20 protein-coding genes and 1 pseudogene are annotated in these 23,241 nt (G+C 69.9%); 8 read left to right on the forward strand and 13 right to left on the reverse strand.

What is annotated here, in order from left to right:
- The 10 genes and pseudogenes from ABZ564_RS07245 to ABZ564_RS07290 form a co-directional block, all read right to left on the reverse strand.
- Nucleotides 1–146, reverse strand: a pseudogene (locus ABZ564_RS07245) (IS630 family transposase); the annotation flags it as partial.
- Between the two features lie 180 nt (nt 147–326).
- The gene (locus ABZ564_RS07250; protein WP_360850877.1) at nt 327–599 is read right to left on the reverse strand and encodes a hypothetical protein; all 273 of its coding nucleotides are present in this window, start codon (nt 597–599) and stop codon (nt 327–329) included.
- 313 nt (nt 600–912) lie between these two features.
- Nucleotides 913–1,557: a DUF6461 domain-containing protein gene (locus tag ABZ564_RS07255; RefSeq protein WP_360850880.1), complete on the reverse strand. Its 645-nt coding sequence runs from the start codon at nt 1,555–1,557 to the stop codon at nt 913–915.
- An 85-nt stretch (nt 1,558–1,642) separates the two neighbouring features.
- Complete coding sequence (locus ABZ564_RS07260; protein ID WP_360850884.1) at nt 1,643–3,595, reverse strand: hypothetical protein; 1,953 nt, start codon at nt 3,593–3,595, stop codon at nt 1,643–1,645.
- A 641-nt stretch (nt 3,596–4,236) separates the two neighbouring features.
- On the reverse strand, nt 4,237–4,644 hold the full coding sequence (locus ABZ564_RS07265; protein ID WP_360851302.1) for a transposase: 408 nt from the start codon (nt 4,642–4,644) through the stop codon (nt 4,237–4,239).
- A gap of 298 nt (nt 4,645–4,942) precedes the next feature.
- Complete coding sequence (locus tag ABZ564_RS07270; protein WP_360850887.1) at nt 4,943–5,281, reverse strand: helix-turn-helix domain-containing protein; 339 nt, start codon at nt 5,279–5,281, stop codon at nt 4,943–4,945.
- Nucleotides 5,282–6,184: 903 nt separating this feature from the next.
- On the reverse strand, nt 6,185–7,408 hold the full coding sequence (locus tag ABZ564_RS07275; protein ID WP_360850891.1) for an FAD-dependent oxidoreductase: 1,224 nt from the start codon (nt 7,406–7,408) through the stop codon (nt 6,185–6,187).
- 53 nt (nt 7,409–7,461) lie between these two features.
- Nucleotides 7,462–7,950 carry an Rrf2 family transcriptional regulator gene (locus ABZ564_RS07280; RefSeq protein WP_360850895.1) on the reverse strand — a complete coding sequence of 163 codons (489 nt, stop codon included), beginning with the start codon at nt 7,948–7,950 and terminating at the stop codon, nt 7,462–7,464.
- A gap of 640 nt (nt 7,951–8,590) precedes the next feature.
- Complete coding sequence (locus ABZ564_RS07285; protein ID WP_360850898.1) at nt 8,591–9,727, reverse strand: hypothetical protein; 1,137 nt, start codon at nt 9,725–9,727, stop codon at nt 8,591–8,593.
- Between the two features lie 327 nt (nt 9,728–10,054).
- On the reverse strand, nt 10,055–10,849 hold the full coding sequence (locus ABZ564_RS07290) for a DeoR/GlpR family DNA-binding transcription regulator (RefSeq protein ID WP_360850901.1): 795 nt from the start codon (nt 10,847–10,849) through the stop codon (nt 10,055–10,057).
- Between the two features lie 177 nt (nt 10,850–11,026).
- Here ABZ564_RS07290 and eda point away from each other — a divergent pair, with 177 nt between their 5' ends.
- From eda to ABZ564_RS07310, 4 genes are all read left to right on the forward strand, one after another.
- Entirely contained in the window at nt 11,027–11,674 is a 648-nt protein-coding gene (eda, locus tag ABZ564_RS07295; RefSeq protein ID WP_360850904.1) for a bifunctional 4-hydroxy-2-oxoglutarate aldolase/2-dehydro-3-deoxy-phosphogluconate aldolase, read from the forward strand.
- Nucleotides 11,675–11,762: 88 nt separating this feature from the next.
- Nucleotides 11,763–13,088, forward strand: a complete 1,326-nt coding sequence (locus ABZ564_RS07300; protein WP_360850907.1) for an MFS transporter — start codon at nt 11,763–11,765, stop codon at nt 13,086–13,088.
- A gap of 45 nt (nt 13,089–13,133) precedes the next feature.
- Entirely contained in the window at nt 13,134–13,721 is a 588-nt protein-coding gene (locus tag ABZ564_RS07305) for an ATP-binding protein (protein ID WP_360850910.1), read from the forward strand.
- A gap of 891 nt (nt 13,722–14,612) precedes the next feature.
- A complete protein-coding gene (locus ABZ564_RS07310) occupies nt 14,613–15,098 on the forward strand; it encodes an SRPBCC family protein (RefSeq protein WP_360850913.1) in 486 nt (161 codons plus the stop codon).
- Nucleotides 15,099–15,155: 57 nt separating this feature from the next.
- Here ABZ564_RS07310 and ABZ564_RS07315 read toward each other — a convergent pair whose 3' ends face one another.
- Both ABZ564_RS07315 and ABZ564_RS07320 read right to left on the reverse strand, forming a co-directional pair.
- Complete coding sequence (locus tag ABZ564_RS07315; RefSeq protein ID WP_360850916.1) at nt 15,156–16,499, reverse strand: SLC13 family permease; 1,344 nt, start codon at nt 16,497–16,499, stop codon at nt 15,156–15,158.
- Between the two features lie 117 nt (nt 16,500–16,616).
- Nucleotides 16,617–17,384, reverse strand: a complete 768-nt coding sequence (locus tag ABZ564_RS07320; RefSeq protein WP_360850919.1) for a GntR family transcriptional regulator — start codon at nt 17,382–17,384, stop codon at nt 16,617–16,619.
- A 70-nt stretch (nt 17,385–17,454) separates the two neighbouring features.
- Here ABZ564_RS07320 and ABZ564_RS07325 point away from each other — a divergent pair, with 70 nt between their 5' ends.
- Nucleotides 17,455–18,246, forward strand: a complete 792-nt coding sequence (locus ABZ564_RS07325; RefSeq protein ID WP_360850922.1) for an amidohydrolase family protein — start codon at nt 17,455–17,457, stop codon at nt 18,244–18,246.
- Between the two features lie 234 nt (nt 18,247–18,480).
- Here ABZ564_RS07325 and ABZ564_RS07330 read toward each other — a convergent pair whose 3' ends face one another.
- Nucleotides 18,481–19,413 (reverse strand): zinc-binding dehydrogenase, encoded by a 933-nt coding sequence (locus ABZ564_RS07330; RefSeq protein WP_360850925.1) that lies wholly within the window; start codon nt 19,411–19,413, stop codon nt 18,481–18,483.
- 231 nt (nt 19,414–19,644) lie between these two features.
- Here ABZ564_RS07330 and ABZ564_RS07335 point away from each other — a divergent pair, with 231 nt between their 5' ends.
- From ABZ564_RS07335 to ABZ564_RS07345, 3 genes are all read left to right on the forward strand, one after another.
- Entirely contained in the window at nt 19,645–20,133 is a 489-nt protein-coding gene (locus ABZ564_RS07335) for an N-acetyltransferase (protein ID WP_360850928.1), read from the forward strand.
- Between the two features lie 239 nt (nt 20,134–20,372).
- On the forward strand, nt 20,373–21,929 hold the full coding sequence (locus tag ABZ564_RS07340; RefSeq protein ID WP_360850931.1) for a TIGR02677 family protein: 1,557 nt from the start codon (nt 20,373–20,375) through the stop codon (nt 21,927–21,929).
- Nucleotides 21,926–23,239, forward strand: coding sequence for a TIGR02678 family protein (locus ABZ564_RS07345; protein ID WP_360850935.1), 1,314 nt, complete (start codon nt 21,926–21,928; stop codon nt 23,237–23,239). The genes ABZ564_RS07340 and ABZ564_RS07345 overlap by 4 nt, the downstream gene beginning before the upstream one ends.
- Nucleotides 23,240–23,241: the final 2 nt, after the last annotated feature.

The following is a 23,241-nucleotide window of genomic DNA, read 5'->3' on the forward strand; positions in this document are numbered from 1 at the left end:
GCGTTCGACCGCCCTTCAGCGCACGCCAGCACGATCCTCGACCGCAGCACCAGCGCCTGCGACGCGGTCTGCTTGCGCAACCAACCCCGCAGCACACGGCGTTCGTGATCGGACAACTCCAACGGCAGCGGCTTCGGACCAGGCATAACCCCACCCTATAACCGCAAGCGGACTACCGACTCAGGACATTAGCGACTTAGACAACTCTGGGGCACGGTGCCGCAAGTATCTCGCTGGGAGCCTGGGGCCATGAGCGCTGCAGACCGGGCGTGCGTGAAGTCTCCGTCTGTAGTCTCTCCGGCGGTAGGCTCTGCCAGCTGGCCGTATCAAAGGATCGGCGCAAGTCCGGGTGTCTGTCGCGATGCCGGTCGGGCTTCAAGGAGCAGCTGGCGAACCTGAATTGGGGGCAGACGGCTGTGAATCCATCTCACGAAGCGGTGGGCGCCGGCTTCGTCGACTCGCTGGCGGCGGTAGGCGACGACCGGGGCACCGAGCGCACTGGCTCCGGCGACCACGCCGAACGACAGCTTCACCAAATCGAACAGGGTCTTCGCGTCGAGTTCGGCGCCGGTGTCGATCGAGTCGAAGTCGAGCAGCACCACCAAGCCGTAGAAGAGGCCCGTTGGCGACCATGATCACCGCGACGAAGGCCAGGGTCAGAGCTCGGCTGGCCTTCCACAACCGCAGCTCCTGATCATGCATGAGATGCCCACGCTGGCGATTCGCTGGCATACCGAAAAGGACACGGCGCCCGACCCGATGGTTGCAGCCCGCCCATCGATTGCGGCCTGCGGGGACCATCTTTCGGCCCCGGGCTCGCCTTGAAAGGCCCACGTCACAGGTCTACAAAACAACTTTGCCGGGGCCCTGGATTCCTCGGGGGCGTGACCGGACCTCTCCAGGTACTCGTGATCACCAAGAGGCTGGTGGCGAGGTGCGAGTGACGACGCCGGGAAGTCGCCCGCTCTCAATCTCGTGCCGCGGTAGCGAGAGTCCGAAGTGATCTCCAATGACCTTCAGCACTCGGCGCTTCTCCTCGCTGGTTGGCAACTCCTCGTCGGCACCGAGTAGGTCGTCCATGGAGTCCTCCGGAGGGATGACCCCGGCCACCTCCAGCGCCGGACGCAGGAGGTCGGGCTGTGCTCCGGCAGGGTCATAGCCGGCACCCAACTCGAAGTGCAGCTGAACGTCCCCGTCGGCCAGGTACCGGAAGATGGAGGGCGGGTCATCTGGTCGCGGGTCGAAGATAAGGACCTCGGTGCCACGAGACACGGCCGGATCCAGGGCCCATCCTTCGCTCCCCCCGCTCTCCACGATGAACGACCAGTCGCCGCTTCGGCCAAGACGGCCAACGCAGTAGATGTGCGCGAGGTCGACCATGGCTGACGCTTCCGCGACGGTCATGGCGGGGGCGGCCTGGACGAGTTCGTGGTCAGCCATACGTTCGGCGAGCGCCTCTGGGCTCAGGCCCCGGGCGCAGGTGATGTACAGCTCGGTGGCGCTCACGTTCGCTCCGCGCCAGGCTGCTGCAATCCATGCGAGGCCGTCGTCGGGCATGGTTGTTACCTCTTTCTCTTGCAAGGCGGGGCTGGTGGGGCACGGCGTGAAGCGGTGCCGTGCCCCACCAGCGGTCAGTAGCCTGTCACGCCTTGGGTACGGTGCAGGTCACGGTCGTCTTGGATGCATCGCAGTGCGCGAACTGGGGGAAGTCCACCCAGTACGGGTCCTTGTCCAACAGCCGGTACTTGCCCGAGAAGCCTCCGCTGAAAGCTCCGCCCATCGAGGTGGAGTTGATCCATCCCGACATGGCTGAGCGGCCGCACTTCTCCGTCCATGAGGGCGCGGCCTGGCGGACGTCGTCGTACAGGTGCCATTGGCCCTGCGCGACTCGGGTGGCATAGGTCTGCACGCAGTCGTTGCCGGTATCGACTTCGTTCGTGCCACCGGGCATGCCGCCGGAGTTGTAGGTGGAGGCGTAAGCGAACTCGTCACATGATGCCTTGTCGGTCGACTGAATCTCCGGAACGGTGGTGGCGTCCGGGTTGCCGTAGGTTGCCGCCCATCCGTCGGGGCAGATCACCTTCCGGTTGGCGTCCGGGTCGCGGCCAGGTGCGTTCTTGTCCGCGGACGGGAGGAAGAACAGGGGCTTATTGGCTTTCTTGCTCCCCGGGTGGGTGGGAAGCTTGGACTGGATCAACCATGCGTGTGCCACTGCCGGCGGCGTCTTGTCAAAGTTCATCACCCACGTCGGAATGTACTTGTAGAAGGCGCATCCCGGAGTGGAGGACGAAATCTTGTCGCAGCGGATCTGCGCGCCATCAGCTTGCCACCGAGTGGCAGACGCGTTCGCCACGGGCGAGTAGGCGCTAATCTTCGTCGACAGGTCCAGCGTGTCTGCGCTGTTCGCGGCGCTCCAGGTGTGGTCGATCTTCCCGATCGCCGTGTGCGAGAACGGATCGGCAGCCGACCACTCCAGCGCGCCATCCCAGGATTGTGAACCGTTCGAACACACGTCAGCCATGATGCAATCGAACCGCACGTCCAGTGTCACCGAGACGAATTTCGGGTCGATCTCCACTGGGACGAGGATGAGTTGCTGCGTGAAGGTCGCAGAGGTCCCCGACAACTTCACTTCCTGGCCCAGCACCCATGAGGCGTTCAGAGTCTCGCCTGTGGGCTGTCCGCTCTCATCGACAACAATGCCGACGTACTCGTACGTGAAGGTGGAGATGCATGCCTCATACCGCTTGATGTGCGAATCGGCGTAGGTGTTGCACCAGTCGACCAGATGGGGCAGGTCGGCCGCGGCGCCCGTGGTGAGCGCGTCCCGGGTCTCCTTGCTTCCATCCGGAACCAGCCGTGAACACGGCTGAATCCCCTTCTCCTTGTCCAGTGTGCCGCAGCTCCAATCGGAGTTGGCACTCCGTCCGATCGGTGGCACGGTCGGGTCAACTGAGGCCATAGACGGCTGTGGAATCGTCTGAGGCTCTTGGTAGTCGTCCTCGTTGAGTGTCGGGGCGTCCTTGTTCGGCTCAGGGAGAGCGATGCTCACCGCCCTGCCCCGCGTATGGAACTTCGACCATGATGACCAGTCAGTTTCGTAGAGGGTGCCGTCGAAGGCACTGGTGCGGAAGGCATAGGTGGTGTTCGTCTCGAGGTCGCCGTACGCGAGGGTCACCGACGCCGTTCCGCCCGACGTCACAAAGTTGGACACGAGCACGCCGAATGAGGCGGGTTGGCCGGTGTCAGGGTCGGTGAGTTTGACCTGAGCGTTCGGTGTGCCGTCGGCGTTCGTCGTGTAGACCTCGAAGGTCAGGTCCGCAGTGTCGCCGTCGGCGTCGGTGACAGTGTTGCTCAGTGTGGGTGTGGTGCGATTGACTTGCCACACACCGGCCGAGTCCTTGGTTCCCGGACCGGCCTTCTGGTTCTTTCCGGATACGGGCCTGTTGGCATTGGCTGCCGCAGCCCTGGTGACCGACTCCGGGCCTGCCGCGGGGCGTGACGAGGGCGCATAGTCCCAATTAGGGTTGCTATCGCCGGTGTCGGCTACGGCTATGTTGCCGGACCCCATGAGCAGGATGGCTGCGGCGCCCATTGCAAGCCGCGCAAGGAAGAGTTTCCTTCTGGAAATTCCAGTTCGTATGGACCTACCGGACAAGACGTGTCCTTTCTGGCCCTGGCCACAAATTTGAGGCAGGGTTTGATCGGTCAACTGCGTCGTTCCGGACCTTCCTACGGACCGATTCGACCATCCAGCAAGGGTGTTAAACCGGGGCACACTCCCTTAAGGGGAGTTGATGGATGTGACACCAGACACGGTTGTAGCGGATGCGATCACGAAGCTGTGGGGATGCTGTGAAGGCAGAATTATTTCCTGGTGCAATGTCGCTGTATGTCGCACGAGTTGTGTCTCCAACCCTCAATGGGCGGACGTTTCCCGTGGGGCGCGTATCAGGACCCAATCCTTTGTCTACCTGCGCTGGCCGAGCACTGCTCCCGACCATCCTGAACGACAGGAGGAAAGAGGAGATTCTGGTGCAGCCCAGCCGGATTTGGACTCCTCGCGCACGTCACTTCTCGGTACCTTCTCCGAGGTGAACACACTTCGGAAACTGGCCCCGTTCGCGACAGCCTGTTTGGCTACCCCCTTCCTGGCGTCGTCTCCGGCAGCCGCAGTCGATCGCGACTTCTGCGGGAGGACCGACTCGGGCGCTATTGATCAGAAACTCATGGGGTTCACTCGTCGAGGGTGTAGCGGACGTGCGGGGCTTTGAAGTAGCTGGTGATGATGTGGGGTTGGCGTTGTCGGTGGTGGAAGAGCCTGCGGGTCTCGGAGGCGAGTCCGGTCCGGTTCCTGGCCCGGTGGGTGTGGGGCAGCCTGCGTTTGAGGTCGGCGTTGACGAGCTTGTCCGGATTGAGATCGGGTGAGTACGAGGGCAGGAAGCGCAGTTCGATCTCGTCCTGGTGGTCGGCGAGCCAGGCCCGGACGGTCTTCGAGTGGTGGGCCGAGTGCCGGTCGACGATCAGGTGGTTCCGGTCGAAGTGACCGACGACGCGGGCGAGGAAGCGGCACATGACCGTCACGTCGAACGACTCGGTGAAGACCATGAAGTGCATCCGGCCCTTGGTGCTGAACTCGGACATCGCGTTCACGGAGAACCGGCTCCCGGTGCGGCGAACCACCGGTGTCTCCCCTTCATGCCCCAGGTGCGGCCGGTGACCTGGTCCGAGCGGATCCCGACCTGGTCGGCGAACAGGATCTCGCCCTCATCAGCCTTCGCCCGGGCGTGGATCGCCGGCCAGGTGGCCTCGTGCCACGTCCGGACTGCTTCCGGATCCTGTTCGACGGCCCGTTTGTTGGGCCGCTGGAAGGTCAGTCCTCAGCGCTTGAGGTACTTGCCGACCCTGGGATTGGTGAAGCGGACTCCGTGCAGCTTGAGGATCAGCCGGCCTGTCTGCCCCCGCGTCCACAGCTGGCCTGAAAGCCCTCGACCGGACGGCGTGTGGTCGAGAACGGTCTGCCGCCGCACGGGGCCTGCTCGGTCTCGGACAGAACCTGATGCTCACCCGCGCGCCGGCCCCGCGGCCGGAACGGCAGCGCGTCCCGCCCGCCGTCCTGCCGCCTCGTCCACCAGTTGTTCACGGCCCTGACCGACACCCTGAACAGAGCGGCAACCTCTACCCGGGCCCGGTCCTCCACCAGCGCCGACACCGCCAGCAACCGCACAGCCTCCTGCGTGTCTGGCGACCAAGTCCGCGCATACCTCACCAGATCACTCACACACCATGAAAGAGCCCGAAATTAAAGCATTTTGGGCTAATATGCCTGTTTCGCTTCACCAAGATCGGTCCGACGGTCGGTCCGCGGGGGACATGACGAGGTATCGTCGGGGTTGCCTTAACGGAGTTTGGTGGACACCAACATCTCCAATTCCAACCGGCAGGTTCGTCTGAGCTTCCTGGGCTGACCAAGATCGTTCAGCTGGGTCGTGCCGCCGATTCTCCGTACCATGCGCGCTCGAACGGAGAGAATCTTGCACGGTACGACCCCCACATGTGATCGAACGTTCCTACGGCGGATGCGGTAAATGCCTGCTCGGAGTGCGGCGGCTGTCGCGCGTGAAGCCGGCGACGTCGTCCCCTGAGCGTCAGCGGAGAACGTCCTCGCAGCCGCAGCGTCCGTTGGCACGTACATCATCGGCGGGGCCGACGGCGGGGAGGTCTTGTGGGGCCCCAGACCCCGTGTCCCGCCCGAGGGACTGCAAAACGAAAACGTGGCTCTGTCTCACATTCGGTGGTGACGGATTGTGCACGTTGAGCATGTCCACCTCGCGGAGAGTGCGGCCGGCGTCCTGACCTCGATGTTTCGAGGCGGACGGCATCATGCCGGGTCACCGGGCTTGCCGCGGCGAACTCTCACTACGGGAGACCAAGTGAGCGGCCGGATTCTTGGGAGACCGGCTATGAGGCGCCGATCTGCGGTTTCGTGGCCGATGCACTGCTCGTCGCCTTCATGACCCACCGGCACCACCGAATGTGAGACAGAGCCGCTCTTTTGACAGACCCGCATGTCGCGGAACTGGAGTCCGGCCCTCCCGTGGACCAGGGCCTGCGGGTGACGGCCCGGCCCTCGCGTTGCGCCCGCTCGGATCGCGGCGCAGCGCGAGGGCCGGCTGAGCTCGCCCTACGCGGTGGTCTCCGAGGTCGGCCAGGTCTTGCGGTGGTCCGCCGCCCGGAGGATGAGGTCGGCGTCATCGACCGGGGGATAGATCCACTCGCTGTTGATCTGTCCCTTCAGGCGCTTCGCCTCCTGTCCTGTCGTCTGGACCTCGCGGTTCCAGCCGGAGGTGACCACGGCTCCCGCGGGGCCGAGGTCGAGGCAGGTGACGTAGGGGTCGGGCGCGAAGGGGACGAGGTCCAGGCCCAGCAGGTCTGCCGCGACGTTGCGTCCCGCGAACTTGCCCAGTGGCACCGCGTGTTGGCAGCTCTGCGTGACGCTGTGTCCGGCCTCGGCCTCGGCGGCCGCGGTGTCGCCGGCCGCGAAGACCTCGGGGGCTCCCTTGACCCGCAGGTGGGAGTCGACGACGAGCCGGCCGAGGCGGTCGCGTTCGCCGGGGACGAGGGCCGTGAGAGGGCTCGCGGTCATGCCGGCGGTCCAGATGGTGGTGGCTGTGGGCAGTACCTCACCCGTGGAGAGGGTCACCGAGCGTTCCTCGACGGCTTCCACCGTGGTCCCGAGCCGGTATTCGACCCCCAGGTCCCGCAGAGCCTGCGTGATGTGCGGACGCGGGCCCGGGCCGAGCTCGGGGCCCAGCTCGTCGGCGCGCTCCACGAGGACCACCTTCACCTCGTCACGGTGCTCCGCGGGAGCCAGTTCCCGCAGGCGGCCGACGAGTTCAGTGGCGATCTCCAGACCGGTGAAGCCCGCGCCCACCACCACGGCCGTGAACCGGCCCTCGAGCGAGGGCGTCTCGGGCAGGCGCCGCAGGTGATGGTCGAGCTTGGCGGCGGAGGTCATGGTGTCGATGTCGAAGAGCCACCGCGCCCCGGGCAGGGACGGGCGGACGACCTGGCTGCCGGCGGCCAGCACCAGACGGTCGTAGGAGAGGTCGAACGACTGCGTGTGGCGGCCGATGGCGGTGACCCGGCGCTCCTCGGTGTCGATGCCGGTGACCGTGGCGGCTATGCGCTCGATTCCCACCGGGCCCAGCACGCGATCCAGCGGCACGCGCATGGCCTGCGGGTCGGCTTCGTACAGGCGAGGGCGGATCACCAGGTCGTCGGTGTTGCCGACCAGGGTCACCTTCAGCTCCGCGGGATCGACGCCCTGCTCACGGGCGGTGCGGACCGCGCCCACGGCGCTCCACACACCCGCGAAGCCGCCACCAATAACCAGGATATTTTTCATCCAGATTCACCTTCCAGGGAAACGGGCGCGGAACTCGCCGCGCCCGAAAGTGTCTACTGTCGGTCGAGCCCGAAGGCCGTGCGGACCGTGCGTCCCATGTCCGGGGCGTGAGCGTCGGCCTCCGCCTGTACGTCGGCGAGGGTCTGCTCGGCCAGGGCGTTGCGCCAGGCGAGCTCTGCACGCCCCATCGAGGTCTTCACCGCGCAGTCCGTGGTGAAGCCGCCGACGGAGCGGGCCCCGACGGTGCCGCACTGGCGGATCTCGGCGCAGCGAAAGAGTGTGGATTCGCCCTCGATGGCGTCGACCACCTCCAGCAAGGTGATCGACTCCGCCGGGCGGGCCAGGAGGAACCCGCCGCGGGTGCCCGGAAGCGACTCCAGGAGCCCCGCCTTGACCAGCTGTTGCAACTGCTTGTTGAGGTAGGCGCGCGGCAGGTCGTGTCCGGCTGCCAGGGTGGCCACCGGCACCGGTTCACCGCTGCCCAGCCAGGCAAGGTTCAGCAACGTGTGTACCGCCCACTCGACGCCCCGGCTCATCCGCATAACTGGACACTAACTATCCAGATTGGAGGATGGCAACTCGATGGGGCGGCGTGCTGCGAACCGGGGCACCTTCAGCGGCCTGGTTGTACGTGGACGTACGGACCGGAGCGGTCTACGTCATCCCCGCAGGCCAGGGGTCGGTCCAGGGCGACGTCGTGGCCGGCCCGGGCCGGTTAGGCTCCCGGCCCCCTGGAGAGCGCGACGTCGCCGCGCGAGTCGGCCGCTGCGATCATGATTCTCATCGGTTCTCCTCTGCGCCGGCACCGTCGCCCGCGTGTCGGGCCGCGCTGGCGTGGAGCGCCTCCCGCGTGCAGGCGGCCGGCTCCGGGCGCTGCTGCGAGGGCGGCACGACCGGGGCACCTCGTACTGGGTCGGCCATGACGCAAGCCGCGTTCCCAGGGATGGACCGTGCCGATTGCTGCCGCTCGGCCTGGCCGCGTTCATCGGGCGGCGCGCCCGCTGACCGCGGCCCGTACCAGGGAGCGGCCCGTACCGGGGGGCCCGTCCCGTCGTGCCCCGCTTACGGCGTCGTCATCGTGACCGCAGCCCCAGCCCCAGCCCCAGCCGCAGGCCCAGCCTCCATCGTGCACGCCGTTGCCCGGGAGGGCGCTCACCCCGTCCCCGGTCAGCGCCCCCGGCCTCAGGAGAAGACGACGAGGGCGTAGAGCAGGAACGTCATCAAGTGGGCCGTGCCGTGCACGGCGGTGACCTTCTTGCCGAAGAAGGAGGTGACCGTCAGGAGCAGGGTGACGCCGAGCAGGACGAGGTTCGCGGGTGTCTCGGCGAGGAGGACGGTCTGGCCGGTGAGCAGCCCGATGGTGAGGACGGCTGGGATGGTCAGGCCGACGGTGGAGACCAGAGCGCCGTGGCACAGGTTGCTCACGCGCTGGATCTCCCCCTTGTGGGCGGCACGGATCGTGGTGATCGTCTCGGGCAGGAACACGATCATCGCGATGAGGATGCCCGACAGCGCCACCGGAGCGCCGAGGCGGTCCAGCCCCTCGTCGAGGAGGGTGGCCATGTCGTGGGAGAGCAGCACGATCGGGATGACGGTCAGGACCAGCACCACGGCGCGGGACAGCACCTCGGTGCGGTGCGTCCGCAGGACGTCGAGGACGCCGGGCCGGTCCTGACCCGCCGCGGTGCGGTCGCCGGTGACCTCCTGGAAGTCCTCGCGCTGGGCACCCGTCTGTCGGTAGAGGAAGAAGGCGTACAGCACCAGGGTGGCGAGGAGGATCGGCACGGCCTGGCCCGCCGTGTAGGAGCCGTCGGAACCGATCAGGCCGGGCAGTGCGAACGCCGTCGCGAGCAGGACGACCAGCAGGGACAGGTAGGAGGAGACGCCGGCGCGGTTGGGCTCCAGGCCGCGGTGGCGGGTGCCCGCGACGAGCAGCGCGACGCCGATCACGAGGTTGAGGATGATCATGGACACGGCCATCACCGAATCACGGGCGATCGTCGCGTGTTCCCCCGGTCCGAGCATCACGGCCGCGATCAGGATGACCTCGATCACCACGATCGACAGTGTCAGAACCAGCGTTCCGTACGGGTCTCCCAGCCGGTGGGACAGGCGCTCGGCCTGCGTGACCACCCCGAAGGCGCACGCCACGATCACCAGGACGATCCCGGCGAGCAGGGCGAACAGCGTGGGTGTCGGGAGCGGACCCTCCAGGACGGGGTGTGCGACGAGCAGCGCGCCATAGGCGATCCAGCCCAGTAGGAGCTGCGCCAGGGGCCGGGGGGTCAGCACGGTTCGGATACCAGAGACGACCGACATGGGTCAGGTCTCCCCATCTGCGGGCCGTCCCGGCGCTTGCCTCTCACGTACGGGTCGTCCCGAACGCATCTACCGCACCGGATTCTACAGAATGTGGCAGCGCATGGCGTGGGGATGGCCCGGCCCGTGCGTGTGCCGTGTCACCGCGTGCCGCACCGTGTCACCGCGTGCCGCACCGTGTCGCCGCGTGCCGCGCCGTGCCACCGCGTGCCGCACTGCCCGAGGCCCGGCCGGCCTCTCGGCGTGGGCATCGGGCGGCGTTCACACGGATTCACAGCGGCCGGGGCCGGGCGGGCGCGTGGTGGATCGGCGGACGCGCCGGACCGGTCACTCGGCCCGCAACACCTTCGGCCCTTGTCCCTCGATGCTCTCGACGACCTCCGTGGGCAGGTCGGCGTCGGTCACGACGGTGTCGAGTTCGTCGAGGCGGGCCACGGTGAAGCGTTCGACGCCGCCCCACTTCGTGCTGTCGGCGAGCAGGGCCACCGAGGCGGCGGACCGCATGACGGCCTGCTTCAGCAGCACCTTGTCGGAGCTGTGGCTGCTCACGCCGTGGAGCAGGTCCCAGGCGCCGGTGCTGAGGAAGGCCAGGTCGATGTTGAGCGTGCCGACCGTGCGGGCGGCGATCGGGCCGCTGCTCGAACCGCTGTCGGCGTCCGTCTCCCCGCCGGTGTGAATCGCGTGCACGGACGGCAGGGCCATCAGGCCGAGCGCCGCGTGGAAGTCGTTGGTGACCACGGTCAGGTCCGTGCGGGCGGCGAGGAGCGGGACGACTTCCTGGCAGGTGGTGCCCGCGTCCAGGTAGAGCACCGAGCCGTCCTCGACGAGGCTCAGCGCGGTCCGGGCGACCGACTGCTTGCGGGGCATCTCGAGCGCGGCACGGGACGACCGCTCGCGCGGGGGTGCGCCGCCCGCCCAGTCGGCCAGGCGGACGCCGCCCTGTACCGAGACGACCTGGCCGCTCTGTTCCAGGGCGGCGATGTCGCGGCGGACCGTCATGTGGGAGACGTTCAGGCCGGCCGTCAGTTCGCGGATGCTCAGGACGCCGCCGCTGCCCTGCAGCAGGCGCAGCAGCTCCTGCTGGCGCTGCTCGGGGATCAGAGGTGCCTTGTCGCCGCTCACCGCGTGACTCCCGACGCGACGCCCGGGGCTGTTCCCGCCGAGGCCGCTCCCGGTGCGGCGCCCACGGCCGTTCCCCTCGTGGCCGCGCCCGCGGCGACCCCCACTCGCGATCCCACTCTGTGACCCCGCTCTCACTCACGTGACAGTTTGTGAAAAGACGTTCTACGGTGTTGCGCTATGGGAACAAAGTTTAACGCCCTGGACGCCATCATCCGGCCCGGGGCCCTGCTCATCGTCCGCCTCGACACCGCCGAGGAGGCCCTGGCCGTCTCCGAGGCGGCCATCGAGGGCGGTATCCGCGCGCTGGAGATCACCCTCTCCGTGCCGGGCGCCCTGGACGTCATCGCCGACCTCGCCGACCGCTACCGCGCCGACGGCATCGTCGTCGGTGCCGGCACGGTCCTCGACGCCCAGTCCGCCCACCGCTGCATCTCCGCCGGGGCCAACCTCCTGGTCAGCCCGAACCTCAACGCCGACATGCTGGCGACCGCCAACCGCTACCAGGCGGTCAGCGTCAGCGGCGCCTTCACCCCCACCGAGATCGTCGACTCGATGCAGGCCGGCGCCGACATCGTGAAGCTGTTCCCCGCCGAGTTCGGCGGCCCCGGCTACGTACGCACCATCAAGGCCCCGCTGCCGCAGGCGCCGATCATGCCCGCGGGCGGAGTCACCGCCGACAACGTCAAGGAGTGGTTCGACGCCGGTGTCACGGCCGTGGGCGTCGGCTCCTCCGTCACCAAGGCCGCGCGCGCCGACGGTGACTACCGTCACGTCACGCGGGCGGCCGCCGCCATGCTGGCCGCCATCGCCGAAGCCCGCGCCTGACCCGCGCTTGTCCCTGCCGGACGGAATCGCTGCCGCGCAGGCAGTTCACGTACCGTCTTAGCCGTTCATGGAGCAAAGGAGCTCTTCCATGGCCGAGCAGACCCTCACGCCCCCAGCCTCCCTCGAGCTGGACCAGGACGAGACCGCTCTGCGCACGTCGATCCGGATCCGCTGGGTGCTCGTCGCCCTGCTGGTGATCGGCGGCGTCGTCAACTATCTGGACCGGGCGACGCTCAGCATCGCGAACACCACCATCGCGGACGAGTTCGGCCTGAGCTCGACCGAGATGGGGCTGCTGCTCGCGGCCTTCTCCTGGCCGTACGCGATCGCCAATCTGCCCGCCGGATACCTCGTCGACCGCTTCGGCCCGAAGAAGATGTACGCGTGGGCGGCCGGGCTGTGGTCCCTGGTGTCCATGGTCGGCGCGGCCGCCACCTCCTTCGGCACGCTGTACGCGGCGCGGGTGGCGCTCGGCATCGCCGAGTCGCCGTTCTTCACCGCCGGCCTCAAGGTCAACGAGCGCTGGTTCAACAAGGAAGAGCGCGCGCTGCCGATCTCCATCGTCAACACCGGCTCGCAGATCGCCAACGCCCTCGCCCCGCCGCTGCTCACCGGCCTGATGCTGACCTTCGGCTGGCGCGGCATGTTCCTCGCCATCGGCGCCCTCGGCCTGGTCGTCGTCGCCGTGTGGCTGCGGGTCTACCGCGACCCCACCCTCCGCGAGGAGGCCCTGATCAAGGGCGCCGAGGCCGCGGAGGCGGCGGCCGCCGCGAAGCAGGCGGACCAGCCGCGGGCGGGCTGGGGGCAGATGTTCAAGGAGAAGAACACCTGGTTCATGGTGCTCGGCGCCTTCGGCATCTTCTACACGGTGTGGGTCTACCTGACCTGGCTGCCCAGCTACCTGCAGACCTCCCGCGGCTTCAGCCTCGCCGACACCGGCTGGCTGTCCTCGCTCCCGTACCTGTGCGGCATCGTGGGCGTCCTCGCCGGCGGCTGGCTGTCCAACCGCCTGGTCCGCAAGGGCCGCTCGGCGGTCACCGCGCGCAAGGTGCCCATCGTCGGCGGCGCCGCGCTCGCCGCCCTCGCGGTCCTTCCCGTCGCCTACGTGCACAACACCGGCCTCGCGATGGTTCTGCTCTGCGTCGGCTACTTCGCCGCGCAGGCCCCGATGGGCTGCCTGTGGACGCTGGCCGGTGACATCGCGGAGCGGCACCAGGTGGCCTCGCTCGGCGCGATCCAGAACTTCGGCGGATTCCTCGGCGCCGCGGCCGCGCCCGTCGTCTCCGGCGCGATCCTCGACGCCACCGGGAACAACTACAACCTGGTGTTCCTCGTCGGCGGTGCGCTGCTGATCGTCGGCGGCCTGTCATACCTGCTGGTCGTCAAGGACCACCGTGTGCCCGTCGCCGCCTGACATCCGGACGAGCGTGCCATCCCCCGGACCCTTGGGAGCCAGCCCGTGAACACCCCCCGCGTCTACGTCGTGATCGGCCCCGCCGGGTCCGGCAAATCCAGCGTCGCCCGGCTCCTCGCCGGGCACACCGGAGCCGCCTACCTGGACAAGGACACCGTCTGCACACGCCTGACCGAGGCCCTCCTCGCCCGGGCCGGCACGGACCCGTCCGAGCGGGACCACAACCCGTACTACCAGTCGGTGGTGATGGACCTGGAGTACGCGACCCTCCTGGACCTCGCCGGGGACAACCTCCGCACCGGCCGCCCGGTCGTCCTGGACGCCCCCTTCGGGCGTTACTTCGACACCCCCGACTACCTCGCAGCGGCGGCCGACCGGCACCGCTGGCCCGAGGGGACGGAATGCGTGGTGGTCCGGGTCCGGGCGGACAAGGAGACCGCCCGCGCCCGCGTGGCAGCCCGTGGCTACGCGCGCGACGCGTCCAAGCTCACCGACTGGGACGCCTTCTGGGACAAGGCCTCCCGGGCCGAGTGCCGCTGGACGGGCGCCCACCGCCTGGACTTCGACAACGGCGCGGAGGGCGTCACGGCCGAGGCGGTGGCACGGGCGGTGGGTGCGGCGCCCTGCCGGTAACGGCGCCGCGGGGCGCCCCGCCACGCCGGGCTCGCCGGGAACCGCGGCCCGCGGGCCCTGCCGCTCCTGCGGCGTTTCCTCGATGCCGAGGACGCGGTCGAGCGAGACAGGACCGGGACCGGACAGCGCGACCGCCAGGAACCCGGCGATGAGAACCAGCGGGAACTCGGCGCCCGAACCGCTCGCCGGACCCTCCTGCGGAGTCATGAAGCCGGTGTCCGCGTTGGCCAGGGCCGGCGCGGCACACAGGTGGACCGTCATCAGCAACGACACGAGCCGGGACTTCAGGTCCACGATCAGGAGCAGCCCGCCGAGCCTCCCGGCCCGACCGACGGCCGCGGATGTCGGCACGCCCGGACTCGCGAGGAACGCACCGAGCCCCGCGGGGCCGTCCTCCGGCTTGTCCGCGCCGGGCACGGCCATGACGGCTCCGCCGCCGACGCGGATCACGCAGGGACCGGCGGAGCGCAGGTGGTGCAGCGGCCTCATGCCGAGTGCGCGCCGCAGTGCCGTGGTCCTGGGAGGGGCCATGACCGGGTCCTCTCCGAAGACGCCGGGCGGGTGCCGTCGGCCGGTGGGGTGGCACGGCGTTTCGCAGGCACGCGGGTTCCCCCGGGGCACGCGGCCGCGTGCCGTCACGCTGCGCGTGACCGGTGACGTACGCGCACCTGTGCTGGTGGCGGAGCCGGTTGGGAGGCCTTCTGCTCATCGCGAGGGCTGAGGCCGGTGATCCGCCCCGGTCCACGGCCGGGCGGGGAGGGAAGGCTCCGGCGCGGGCGGGCGGCCCCGCTACGACAGCGCCCGGCCGGCAGCGCGCCAGGCGGTGCCGGCCCCGGCGAGGTGCGTCGGCGGGCACGGGTGCTGCCCGCGATGGCCTGCGGGATCGTGTGGGTGCTGCTCGCCGACCCGGCACACATGCCGAAGCGGCTCCGGGGCCTGCTACTGCACGAACCGATCAGTGGCGAGCACGGGCAGGTCGGCCCCACGTCGCGGGTGGTGGCGCAGACGGGTAAGGGGAAGATGGAACACACCGAGACCATCACACCCCGGGAATCCGCGGACCTGCGCGGGAACCCGAAGACGAGCGTCGTTCATTTCGAGCGCGAGATCGTCGGCGGCGGCATGTGGAGCGCCGTGCGCGACCGGCTGACCGAGGTCTCCCCGGGGACGACGCTCTGGAAGAGCGGGAACGAGTACCGGTTCAGCAGTTTGCCCATGCGTCTTGTGGGCGTCTCATGCCCGGTGTCTTCCGCAAGCAGTCGCTGCAGCACATGGAGGACTTCAAGGCCTTCGCCGAGCAGGGAAGGATGTCCGCGAAGCGAAGGACTGATCTGCGGCCGGCGTTCGTCGTCCGACAGGGGGTGGCAGCCGATGTGACGGCGGGGGGTCGACGCGGTGGCGGTCGGCCACCCGCGGCCCTGCTCCTCCTGGCGGCTACATCGAGGGCAGCAGGAAGGCGACGGCCGCGGCGACCGGTGCGACGCCGATCATCGACATGCCCCAGACGGTGAGCGAGCGGAACGTCTTGTCGCGCTGTTCCTCCGCCGCGTTGGCGACGACGAGGGCGCCGCCGGTGGAGAAGGGGCTGGAGTCCACGGCGGACGCGGCCACGCACAGGGCGGCGGTGATGCCGAAGGCGCCGAAGTGTCCTGCTGTCACCAGGGGGAGGGCGAGGGGTATCAGGACGCCGAACATGGCGTTGGTGGAGGCGAAGGCGGAGACGAGGGCGCCGACGAGGAGGAGGAGGAAGCCGGCGAGGAGGGGCTGGCCGATGCCGGCCACACCGTCGCCGAGGCTGGCGATGACACCGGCCTTCTCCAGCAGCGCGACGTAGGTGACGATCCCGCCGATGAGCAGGACGACATTCCAGGCGATGCCGTTCGCGGCCTCCTTCGCGTGGCCGGGGAAGACCACGCACAGGAGGACCGCGGCGGTCAGGGCGAGGAAGCCGACGTCGAGGCCGAAGCCGACGGCGGCGACGATGAGCCCGGCCAGCAGTACGAGGGTGAGGGCGACCTGGGGCGTGAGGTGAGCGCGTCCGGTAGCGGGGGTGGCTGCCGGGGCGGGCGCGGTGATGACGGCGGTGCCGGTAGCCGTGGTGGATGGGCCCGGGGCACCGGACTTGTCGTCCGTGGCCGCGGCGCCGCCCGGAGGCGTGGCGGTTTCCCGGCGGCCGAGCAGTTTCCATCCGCCGAACAGGGTGAAGGCGACGAGGTTGAGGGCCAGGCTGAACAGGAAGGTGGCGAGGAAGATACCACCCGCTCCGACGTGGATGCCGCCCTTGTCCAGGGCGCCGTCGACGATCGTATAATACACGGCGATGGGGGAGAAACCGCCCGCGTTGGCGCCGTTGAGGATGGACAGGCCGACCAGCATGGGGTGGATGCGGTAGCGCTGGGCGAAGGCCAGACCGATGGGGATGAGGATGGCGTTCGTGGCGGCGGTGATGGCGCCGATGCCGGTGATCAGGGCGGCGAGGGCGAACAGCACCCAGGGGACGAGGACGACCCGCCCGCGTACCGAGGCGACGGCGGCGCCGACGATCCAGTCGACGGTGCCGTTGGCGCGGGCCAGCGCGAACAGCAGGGTGACGCCGACCAGGGTGACGAAGAGCGAGCCGGGGAATCCGCTGATGATGGTGTCGCTGTCGAGGCCGAAGTAGAGGGTGCCGAGCAGGAAGGCGGCGACAAGGGCGACGGCGCCCATGTTGACGGGGCGCCAGACCCCGATGGCGAATATCGCGACCAGAACGAGCGTCGCGAGCAGATCGGCGGACATGGATCACTTCCTGCGGTGGCGTGCGGGCATGCGGGCATGCCGGGGTACGGGTGGGCGGGCGGAGGCCCGCCGGTGTGGTGGCGTGGGAGGTGGGGCGTCCCCGAACTCCAGCCCGTGTCAGGTGAGTTCGATCCGGTAGCGGAAGGTGTCGGCCCGGCCCCGGCTCACCCGGAGTTCCAGCGGGCTGCCGTCGTGGGCGCGGGCGAGCCGGTCGATGACCACGACCGGCTCGCCCGCGCCGCATCCCAGCAGTGTGGCGTCCGCCTGGTCGCAGGCCCGGATGGTCAGGTCCTCCGACGCGCCGCCGACGACCTGGCCGGCCAGCTTCTCGTACGCCGGGTACAGCAGGGGGCCGAGCGCGTCGGGGCCCGCCTCGGCGAGGGGTGCGAAGCGCGGGAGCGGCAGCCAGATGTCCTCGACGAGTACGGGTGATTCGTCACGGGTTCGCAGCCTGCGCAGCGTCAGTACCTCGTCGCCCGGGCCGAGTTCCAAACGTCCGGCGACCTCGGCGTCTGCCGGAGCGGTCTCCCACCGCAGGATCCGGCTGCCCGGCAGGGTGTCGTCGGCGCTGCCGTGGCGGAAGAACCGGTGCAGGGAGTGGTCGAGCCGGGCCCGCCGCACGTATGTGCCGTCGCCCCTGCGGCGCTCGAGCAGCCCCTGGTCCACGAGTTCGCCGAGCACCCGGCGCAGCGTTCCCTTGGAGACGCCGTAGTCGTCGGCGAGCGCGATCTCACCGGGTAGCGGCGTGGCCGGTGTCCACTCGCCCGTACGGATGCGGTCGAGCAGCAGCTCGCGCAGGCGTACGTGGAGGGGGAGCCGGTCGTCCGTCGCTTCGAGCGCGGCTCGGCCCGACTGAGGCGACGGCGGCGGTGGCGTCGATGTCATGGCTCACATCGTGCAGAGCATTGCTCTAAATGTCTAGAGCTTTAGAGTTCTTTCTCGTTACGATGTCGCGGTGAACCGAGTCGATGCCCACGCCCACGTCTTCCACCGCGGCCTGCCCATGGCGCCCGGTCGTCGCTACACCCCGCGCCACGACGCCACGGTGGACACCTACCTCTCCGTGCTGGACGCGCACGGCATCGCACGGGCCCTCCTGGTCCAGCCCAGCTTCCTGGGCACCGACAACGGCTACGTGCTGGATGCGGTGCGTGCCCGCCCCGACCGGTTCCGCGCGGTCTTGGTGGTCGACGCCGCCGACCCCCGCGCGGCCGCCGCGCGGGTGCCGCGGTGGCATCGCGCGGGGGCGCGTGGCATCCGGCTGAACCTCGTCGGAACCGGGGTCCCGCCGCTGCACGCGGCCGACTGGCGGCTGCTGGGGGAATGCATGGCGGAGTACGGCTGGCACCTGGAAGTGCAGGCCCGCGAGCAGCAATGGACGCGGCTGACCGGAGCCCTCACCTCCTGGCCGTCGGCCGTCGTACTCGACCACGTCGGCCTGCCCGCCTCGCCGCTCGCGGCCGACAGGGCGGCAATCCTCGACCTCGCCGCCCAGCCCCACATCTGGACGAAGCTGTCCGGCTTCTACCGCAGCCCCGAGGGCGCGGCAGAGGCCACCGCCACCGCAATCCGCGAACAGGCCGGAACGGGCCGGCTGTTGTGGGGCAGTGACTGGCCGTGGACCCAGCACGAGGCGGGCCGCTCCTACGACAAGCTCCTCGCGACCCTGCACGACCTGCTGCCCGACCCCGAGGACGTCGAGCATGTCCTGAGCGGCAATCCGGCGCGACTGCTGGACTGGAACTGAGGGAGTCACTGCCCGAGAGGGCGCTGACGTGCGGCGATCCTCGCCCTCACCGTGGCGGGCACAGCGCTGCCGCTGACCGTCCTTGGTGGCGGCCTCATCGGAGCGAACCGGCGGATCGGCTATCCGGTGATCACGCCGAGGAGGCCGAACAGGATGCCAGGGCCCGACCAGTCCATTCCCGACAGGAGGGCCGCCCCCGCCCCGGTCTCTCAGTCGCCCCCGACGGCCGGCGGGTCAGCCAATGTCCCATACCGCCTTGCCGCGCAAGCGGCGGCCGAGCAGAGCCTGCGCCGCCTCCTGGTATCGGGTCCACGGCCCACGCCAACGGATTCCCGGGTCGAGGCGGCCCGCGGCGACCTCGGCGGCCGGCCAGGCCAGGTCCGCGGAGAAGTCGGTGGCAGGGCCGGCGAAGAGGAAGAACGTGCGGATCGACCTGTCGTGCCGCCCTTCGTCGCCCCGCAACGCACCGGGCGGGAAGACAGCGCCGGCCTCGGACGACCGGCCCACGTTCACCAGTACGCCGTGGGCCTGCAGAGCGGCGAAGGCGTCCACCAGTTGCTGCCCGCCGACGTTGTCCAGTACCGCGGATACGGGCTGCTCCACGGCGGCCGGATCGGTGTGGACCTCGTGCGCGGCCAGCGAGCGCAGACCATCCGCCTGGGCGGAATTCCGGCTGATCGCCACTAATTCCGCTCCCGCGCGGGCGGCGAGCCGGACTGCGTAGCGGCCAACCCCTCCAGAGGCGCCGGTGATCATCACCCGGCGGCCGAGGAACGGGCCCGAGCGGCGCACCACGTGCAGGGCGCTCAGCCCGGCGACCGGGACGGTGCTGACGGCACCGAGGCCGGTGTCCTCCGGCACGACGCCGAGCAGGTTCGCCGGGACCGCGCGCAGTTCCGCCCAGCCCGCCTCGCCCAGGGTGACGACGCGGGTCCCCTCGGCCGTCCCCGATCCGTCGGCTGCCGCCTTGACCACCACACCCGCCGCGTCCCAGTCGATCACGGAGCCCTCCGGCGTCTGCGGGCCGGCGGCACCCCTGACCTCGCCGTAGTTCAGCGAAACCGCTTCTGCCCGCACCAGTGATTCGTCCGGCGCAGGTGCCGGATCGGGTGTCTCGGCCAGCGAGAGGTGCGCTGCCGCGCTGTGGTCTACGACGAGTGCGCGCATAGGTCTGTCTCCTCGCATCGAAGTGCCACCGTGAGTACGGGCATGTGGTGGAGAATCGGCGCGGGGTTGTGGCCTCTCCGATGGCCTGACAGGGATGCGTGATGCGTCCTCCGGTAGCCGCGGAGACGCATGCCGGCGGGCCCGGGGCGCGGCCTGTCAGGAGCCCGGACGCGAAATGGCGTTGCGTCTCGCGCGGCGGGAATGAATGCTGGCCGGTCGGAGGCGGTGAGGATGACCGACGTTGTGGTGAAGCTGTCAGCACGCGATTTCGTGCATGCGGACCTCGCGTCGTGCGGGTGGGCGGGGTCCGAACTCCACCTGGCCGGCGTCGCGAGGCAGCTGGAGCGTGCCCGGCTCGGCGAGGTCGACTATCTCGCGGTCTGCTCCGCAACGGACATTCCCGTGGCGAAGGGTGGGGTCGACTACCGGGTCAAGGAGGGTGTGGGCACTCTGTGGCAGCTGGCTGTCCACCCGGCATTGCAGTCGTGCGGGATCGGTACCTTCCTCGTCGAATCCGCAGAGCTTCGGATCATGAACCGCGGTCTGCGGCAGGCCGAACTCGGCGTGGAGGAGAACAACCCCCGGGCTCGGGCGCTGTACGAACGACTGGGCTATGCCGCATACGACCGTCGGCCCGACTCGTGGGACGAGCAAGCCCCGGACGGATCGCTGCGCCGCTACGAAACGATGTGCACGTGGATGCGTAAGGAACTCTCGTAGCCTCGGTCCCGGCAGGGGAATCCGATACGAAAGCGTCGCGCCGCGCCACGTGGTCGCCGGCCCCGGGACGGGCCACGTGGTCCTCTGAGACGGCCGGTCCTCTCGTCGTGAACGAGCCGGCGCCTACGGTCCGGGCACCGTCGGCGTCACTCCCGCCTGGAGGGAGCGCTCCTCCCCGGCCGCCCCGTACCGTAAGGGGCGGAATGCCGCAGGGGTGGCGGAGGAGGGGATGTACGAGGATGCGCAGGGTTCCGCCGGAGATGTTCCGGTTCACCACCGGGGAGAAGGCCGACCTGAACGCGGCCGTGCTCGAGGCCTTCGGGCTGGCCGGCGAACACCTGGAGACCGCGCTCGGGCTCGACGGCGTACGCGAGCGGCTGCGGGCGGTGGGCTGGATCGCGGACCTCGGGGACGAGGAGTTGCACGAGGTGCTGAAACGGCTCGTGGGGTGGGAGCTTCTCGACGTGGTTCACAACCACGCCGAGAACTACCGCACGGCCGAGGAGTACGAGCGGCGCAACCTGCACTATTCGCTGACCCGCCGGGGTGAGGCCGCGCTGGCCGGGCTGCGGCACGCCCTGGAGGTGCTGGCCTCGACGGGAGCGCTGCAGACCGCGGTGCTGGAGGCGATCACCGACCGGCTCGACGAGCTGACCGTGCTGTCCGGTGAACCCGCCGCGTTCGACCGCCGGATCTTCAGCACGCTTCGGGAGCTGGAGGGCCATCTGGAGGCCCTCGTGGAGAACACCAAGGCCTTCAACGGCCAGTTGCAGCGCCTCCTGCGTTCCGAGGGCGTGGACCTGGACGTGTTCCGTGAGGTCAAGGCCGCCACCGTCGCCTATCTCCAGGAGTTCCTGGTCAACCTCGATCGCCGGGGCGGGACGGTCGCCGCCGCTGTGGCCCGGGTGGAGGAGCGGGGCATCGCGGTGCTGCGTGAGCGGGCCCTTCGGGGCGCGGAACTGCCACCGGTGCCGGGGGAGGACCCGGCGGCCGGCTGGCTGGAGAGCCGGCGGGCGCGCTGGTCGGGTCTGCGGGCCTGGTTTCTGCCCGACGACGGGACGCGCCCCCGGATCGAGCAGTTGCACGACATCGCCCGGCGCGCCATCGTCTCCCTGCTGCAGGTCCTGGAGCGGATCAACGAGTCCCGGCGCCGTTCCTCCAGCGCCGTGCACGACTTCCGTGAGCTGGCGCGCTGGTTCGCCGCGGCTCCCGAGGAGGACGACCTGCACCGGCTGTGGTCGACGGCCTTCGGGCTCGGATCGGCACGCCACGCCCATCTCGCCCACCCGGACCCGGAGTTGATCCCTTCGGCCCGTTCCTGGTCCGAGGCGCCCCCGGTGGAGGTGTCGGCGCTGCTGCGGACCAGTGGGCGGACGGAGCGCTTCACCCGTACCGGCAGAGTGAGGGACGTCGCGGCCGTGAGGGCCGAGCGCGCCGAACGGGCACGGGCGGAGCGGGCGGAACTCGCGCGGGCCTGGCAGGCGCTGGAGACGGGCGGCCCCGTGCGGCTCTCCTCCTTCGGCACCCTGGACCCGGCGGTCTTCGACCATCTGCTGGACCTGCTCGGCCGGGCCCTGGCAGCCGCGGCGGACGCGAGCGGCCTGCGGCGGGCCACCACCGGGGACGGCAGGGTGGAGGTCGCGCTGGCGCCGCCTCCCGACGCGCGTACCGCCGTGGTGCACACCACGAGGGGGGCGCTGGCGGGACCGGACTACGTCGTCCACATCACGACCGCGGGCGGAGCCGCCGCTTTCCCCGCGGTCCGCGCCGCCACGGGACAGGAGGCGGCCGGATGAGCAAGCTCGCCAACCAACTGGCCTCCGCGGAGCGGGAGGAGGTCGCCCGCGCCATTCGTCTCCTGCTGGCCCGTCCGCTGCTCACCGAGGCCGCCGACCCGACCGGTTTCGAACTGGTACGCCGCCGGCGTGACCCGCTGACCCGTTGGTTCGACTACACGTGCGGCTGGAGCCTGCTCGTGGAGCCCCGCCGCGGGTACGCCCGGCTCGCCAAGATCCGGGCGTACCCCGACGGTTCCCGCCCGGCGCGAAGGGCACGGTCCGGCCGCGCCCCCTTCGACCGCCGGCGTTACGTCCTGCTCTGCGTGACCGCGGCCGAGCTGCTGTCGATGCCGATGACGACCATCGGCATGCTCGCCGACCGCGTGGTCCAGGCAACGGCGGCCGACCGCGCCCTGCCGGGGTTCGACCCGGTGCACCGGCCGGAGCGGATGGCGTTCGTCGACGTCCTGAAGCTGCTGGAGGCGTACGACGTGCTGCGCGCCGTGGACGGGGCGACCGAGGCGTTCGTCGACTCCGCGGAGGCGAAGGTGCTCTACCGCGTGGACAGCACGCTGCTGATGCGACTGCCGGCCGCGCCCGTCGGCGCCTCCCGGCTCGCTGTGCCCGCGGACGAGGTGCCCGCGCGGTTCGAGGACCTCCTCACCGGTCTCGTCAGGGAGCGACGCTACGGCGGCGCGGCCGACGAGGAGACGGCCGACGACACGCACGGCGAGGGCGCCACCACGGACGCCCAGCGCAACCTGCGGCTGCGGCACTCGGTGCTGCGCCGCCTCTTCGACGACCCCGTGCTCTACCGGGCCGACCTCACCGACGACGAGCTCGCGTACGCCACCTCCCTGACCGGACGTCAGATCATGCGCCGCTCGGCCGAACAGGCCGGCTTCCTCCTGGAGGAGCGGGCCGAGGGCTTTCTCCTCGTCGATCCGGACGGCATCGCCACCGACGTCCGCTTCCCCGACGACACCTCCACCGCCCGTGTCGCCGCGCTGCTCCTCCTCGAACCGCTCTGCGCGGCCCCCGCCGGGATGCTGCCCGAGCAGCTGGCCGAGGCCGGAGCCGAGCAGCTGCGCCGCTTCCCGAGCTGGGCCAAGGCCTACCAGTCCGAGGACGGCCCGGCACGGCTGGCCGACGACGCCCTTGGCGTCCTGCTCGGTGCCGGCTTGGCAGGCAGGGCCCGGGGCCGCGTCGTCGCGCGACCGGCCGCGTACCGCTACCGCTTGACGGACACCACGAGCCCGGGCCCGAAGAGCGGCCCGGAAGGCACCACCGCTTCCCGCGGCCCCGCCGCGGAAGGAGAGACGCATTGAAC

It is taken from the genome of Streptomyces sp. NPDC019224 (assembly GCF_040632605.1).
Classification (GTDB): Bacteria; Actinomycetota; Actinomycetes; order Streptomycetales; family Streptomycetaceae; genus Streptomyces.

Excerpts from the sequence above, each read along its gene's own strand:
- ABZ564_RS07255 (WP_360850880.1), bottom strand. The coding sequence starts at position 1,557 with ATGCCCGACGACGGCCTCGCATGGATTGCAGCAGCCTGGCGCGGAGCG.
- ABZ564_RS07260 (WP_360850884.1), bottom strand. The coding sequence starts at position 3,595 with ATGGGCGCCGCAGCCATCCTGCTCATGGGGTCCGGCAACATAGCCGTA.
- ABZ564_RS07265 (WP_360851302.1), bottom strand. The coding sequence starts at position 4,644 with ATGTCCGAGTTCAGCACCAAGGGCCGGATGCACTTCATGGTCTTCACC.
- ABZ564_RS07275 (WP_360850891.1), bottom strand. The coding sequence starts at position 7,408 with ATGAAAAATATCCTGGTTATTGGTGGCGGCTTCGCGGGTGTGTGGAGC.
- ABZ564_RS07280 (WP_360850895.1), bottom strand. The coding sequence starts at position 7,950 with ATGCGGATGAGCCGGGGCGTCGAGTGGGCGGTACACACGTTGCTGAAC.
- ABZ564_RS07285 (WP_360850898.1), bottom strand. The coding sequence starts at position 9,727 with ATGTCGGTCGTCTCTGGTATCCGAACCGTGCTGACCCCCCGGCCCCTG.
- eda (WP_360850904.1), top strand. The coding sequence starts at position 11,027 with ATGGGAACAAAGTTTAACGCCCTGGACGCCATCATCCGGCCCGGGGCC.
- ABZ564_RS07300 (WP_360850907.1), top strand. The coding sequence starts at position 11,763 with ATGGCCGAGCAGACCCTCACGCCCCCAGCCTCCCTCGAGCTGGACCAG.
- ABZ564_RS07315 (WP_360850916.1), bottom strand. The coding sequence starts at position 16,499 with ATGTCCGCCGATCTGCTCGCGACGCTCGTTCTGGTCGCGATATTCGCC.
- ABZ564_RS07320 (WP_360850919.1), bottom strand. The coding sequence starts at position 17,384 with ATGACATCGACGCCACCGCCGCCGTCGCCTCAGTCGGGCCGAGCCGCG.
- ABZ564_RS07330 (WP_360850925.1), bottom strand. The coding sequence starts at position 19,413 with ATGCGCGCACTCGTCGTAGACCACAGCGCGGCAGCGCACCTCTCGCTG.
- ABZ564_RS07335 (WP_360850928.1), top strand. The coding sequence starts at position 19,645 with ATGACCGACGTTGTGGTGAAGCTGTCAGCACGCGATTTCGTGCATGCG.
- ABZ564_RS07340 (WP_360850931.1), top strand. The coding sequence starts at position 20,373 with ATGCGCAGGGTTCCGCCGGAGATGTTCCGGTTCACCACCGGGGAGAAG.
- ABZ564_RS07345 (WP_360850935.1), top strand. The coding sequence starts at position 21,926 with ATGAGCAAGCTCGCCAACCAACTGGCCTCCGCGGAGCGGGAGGAGGTC.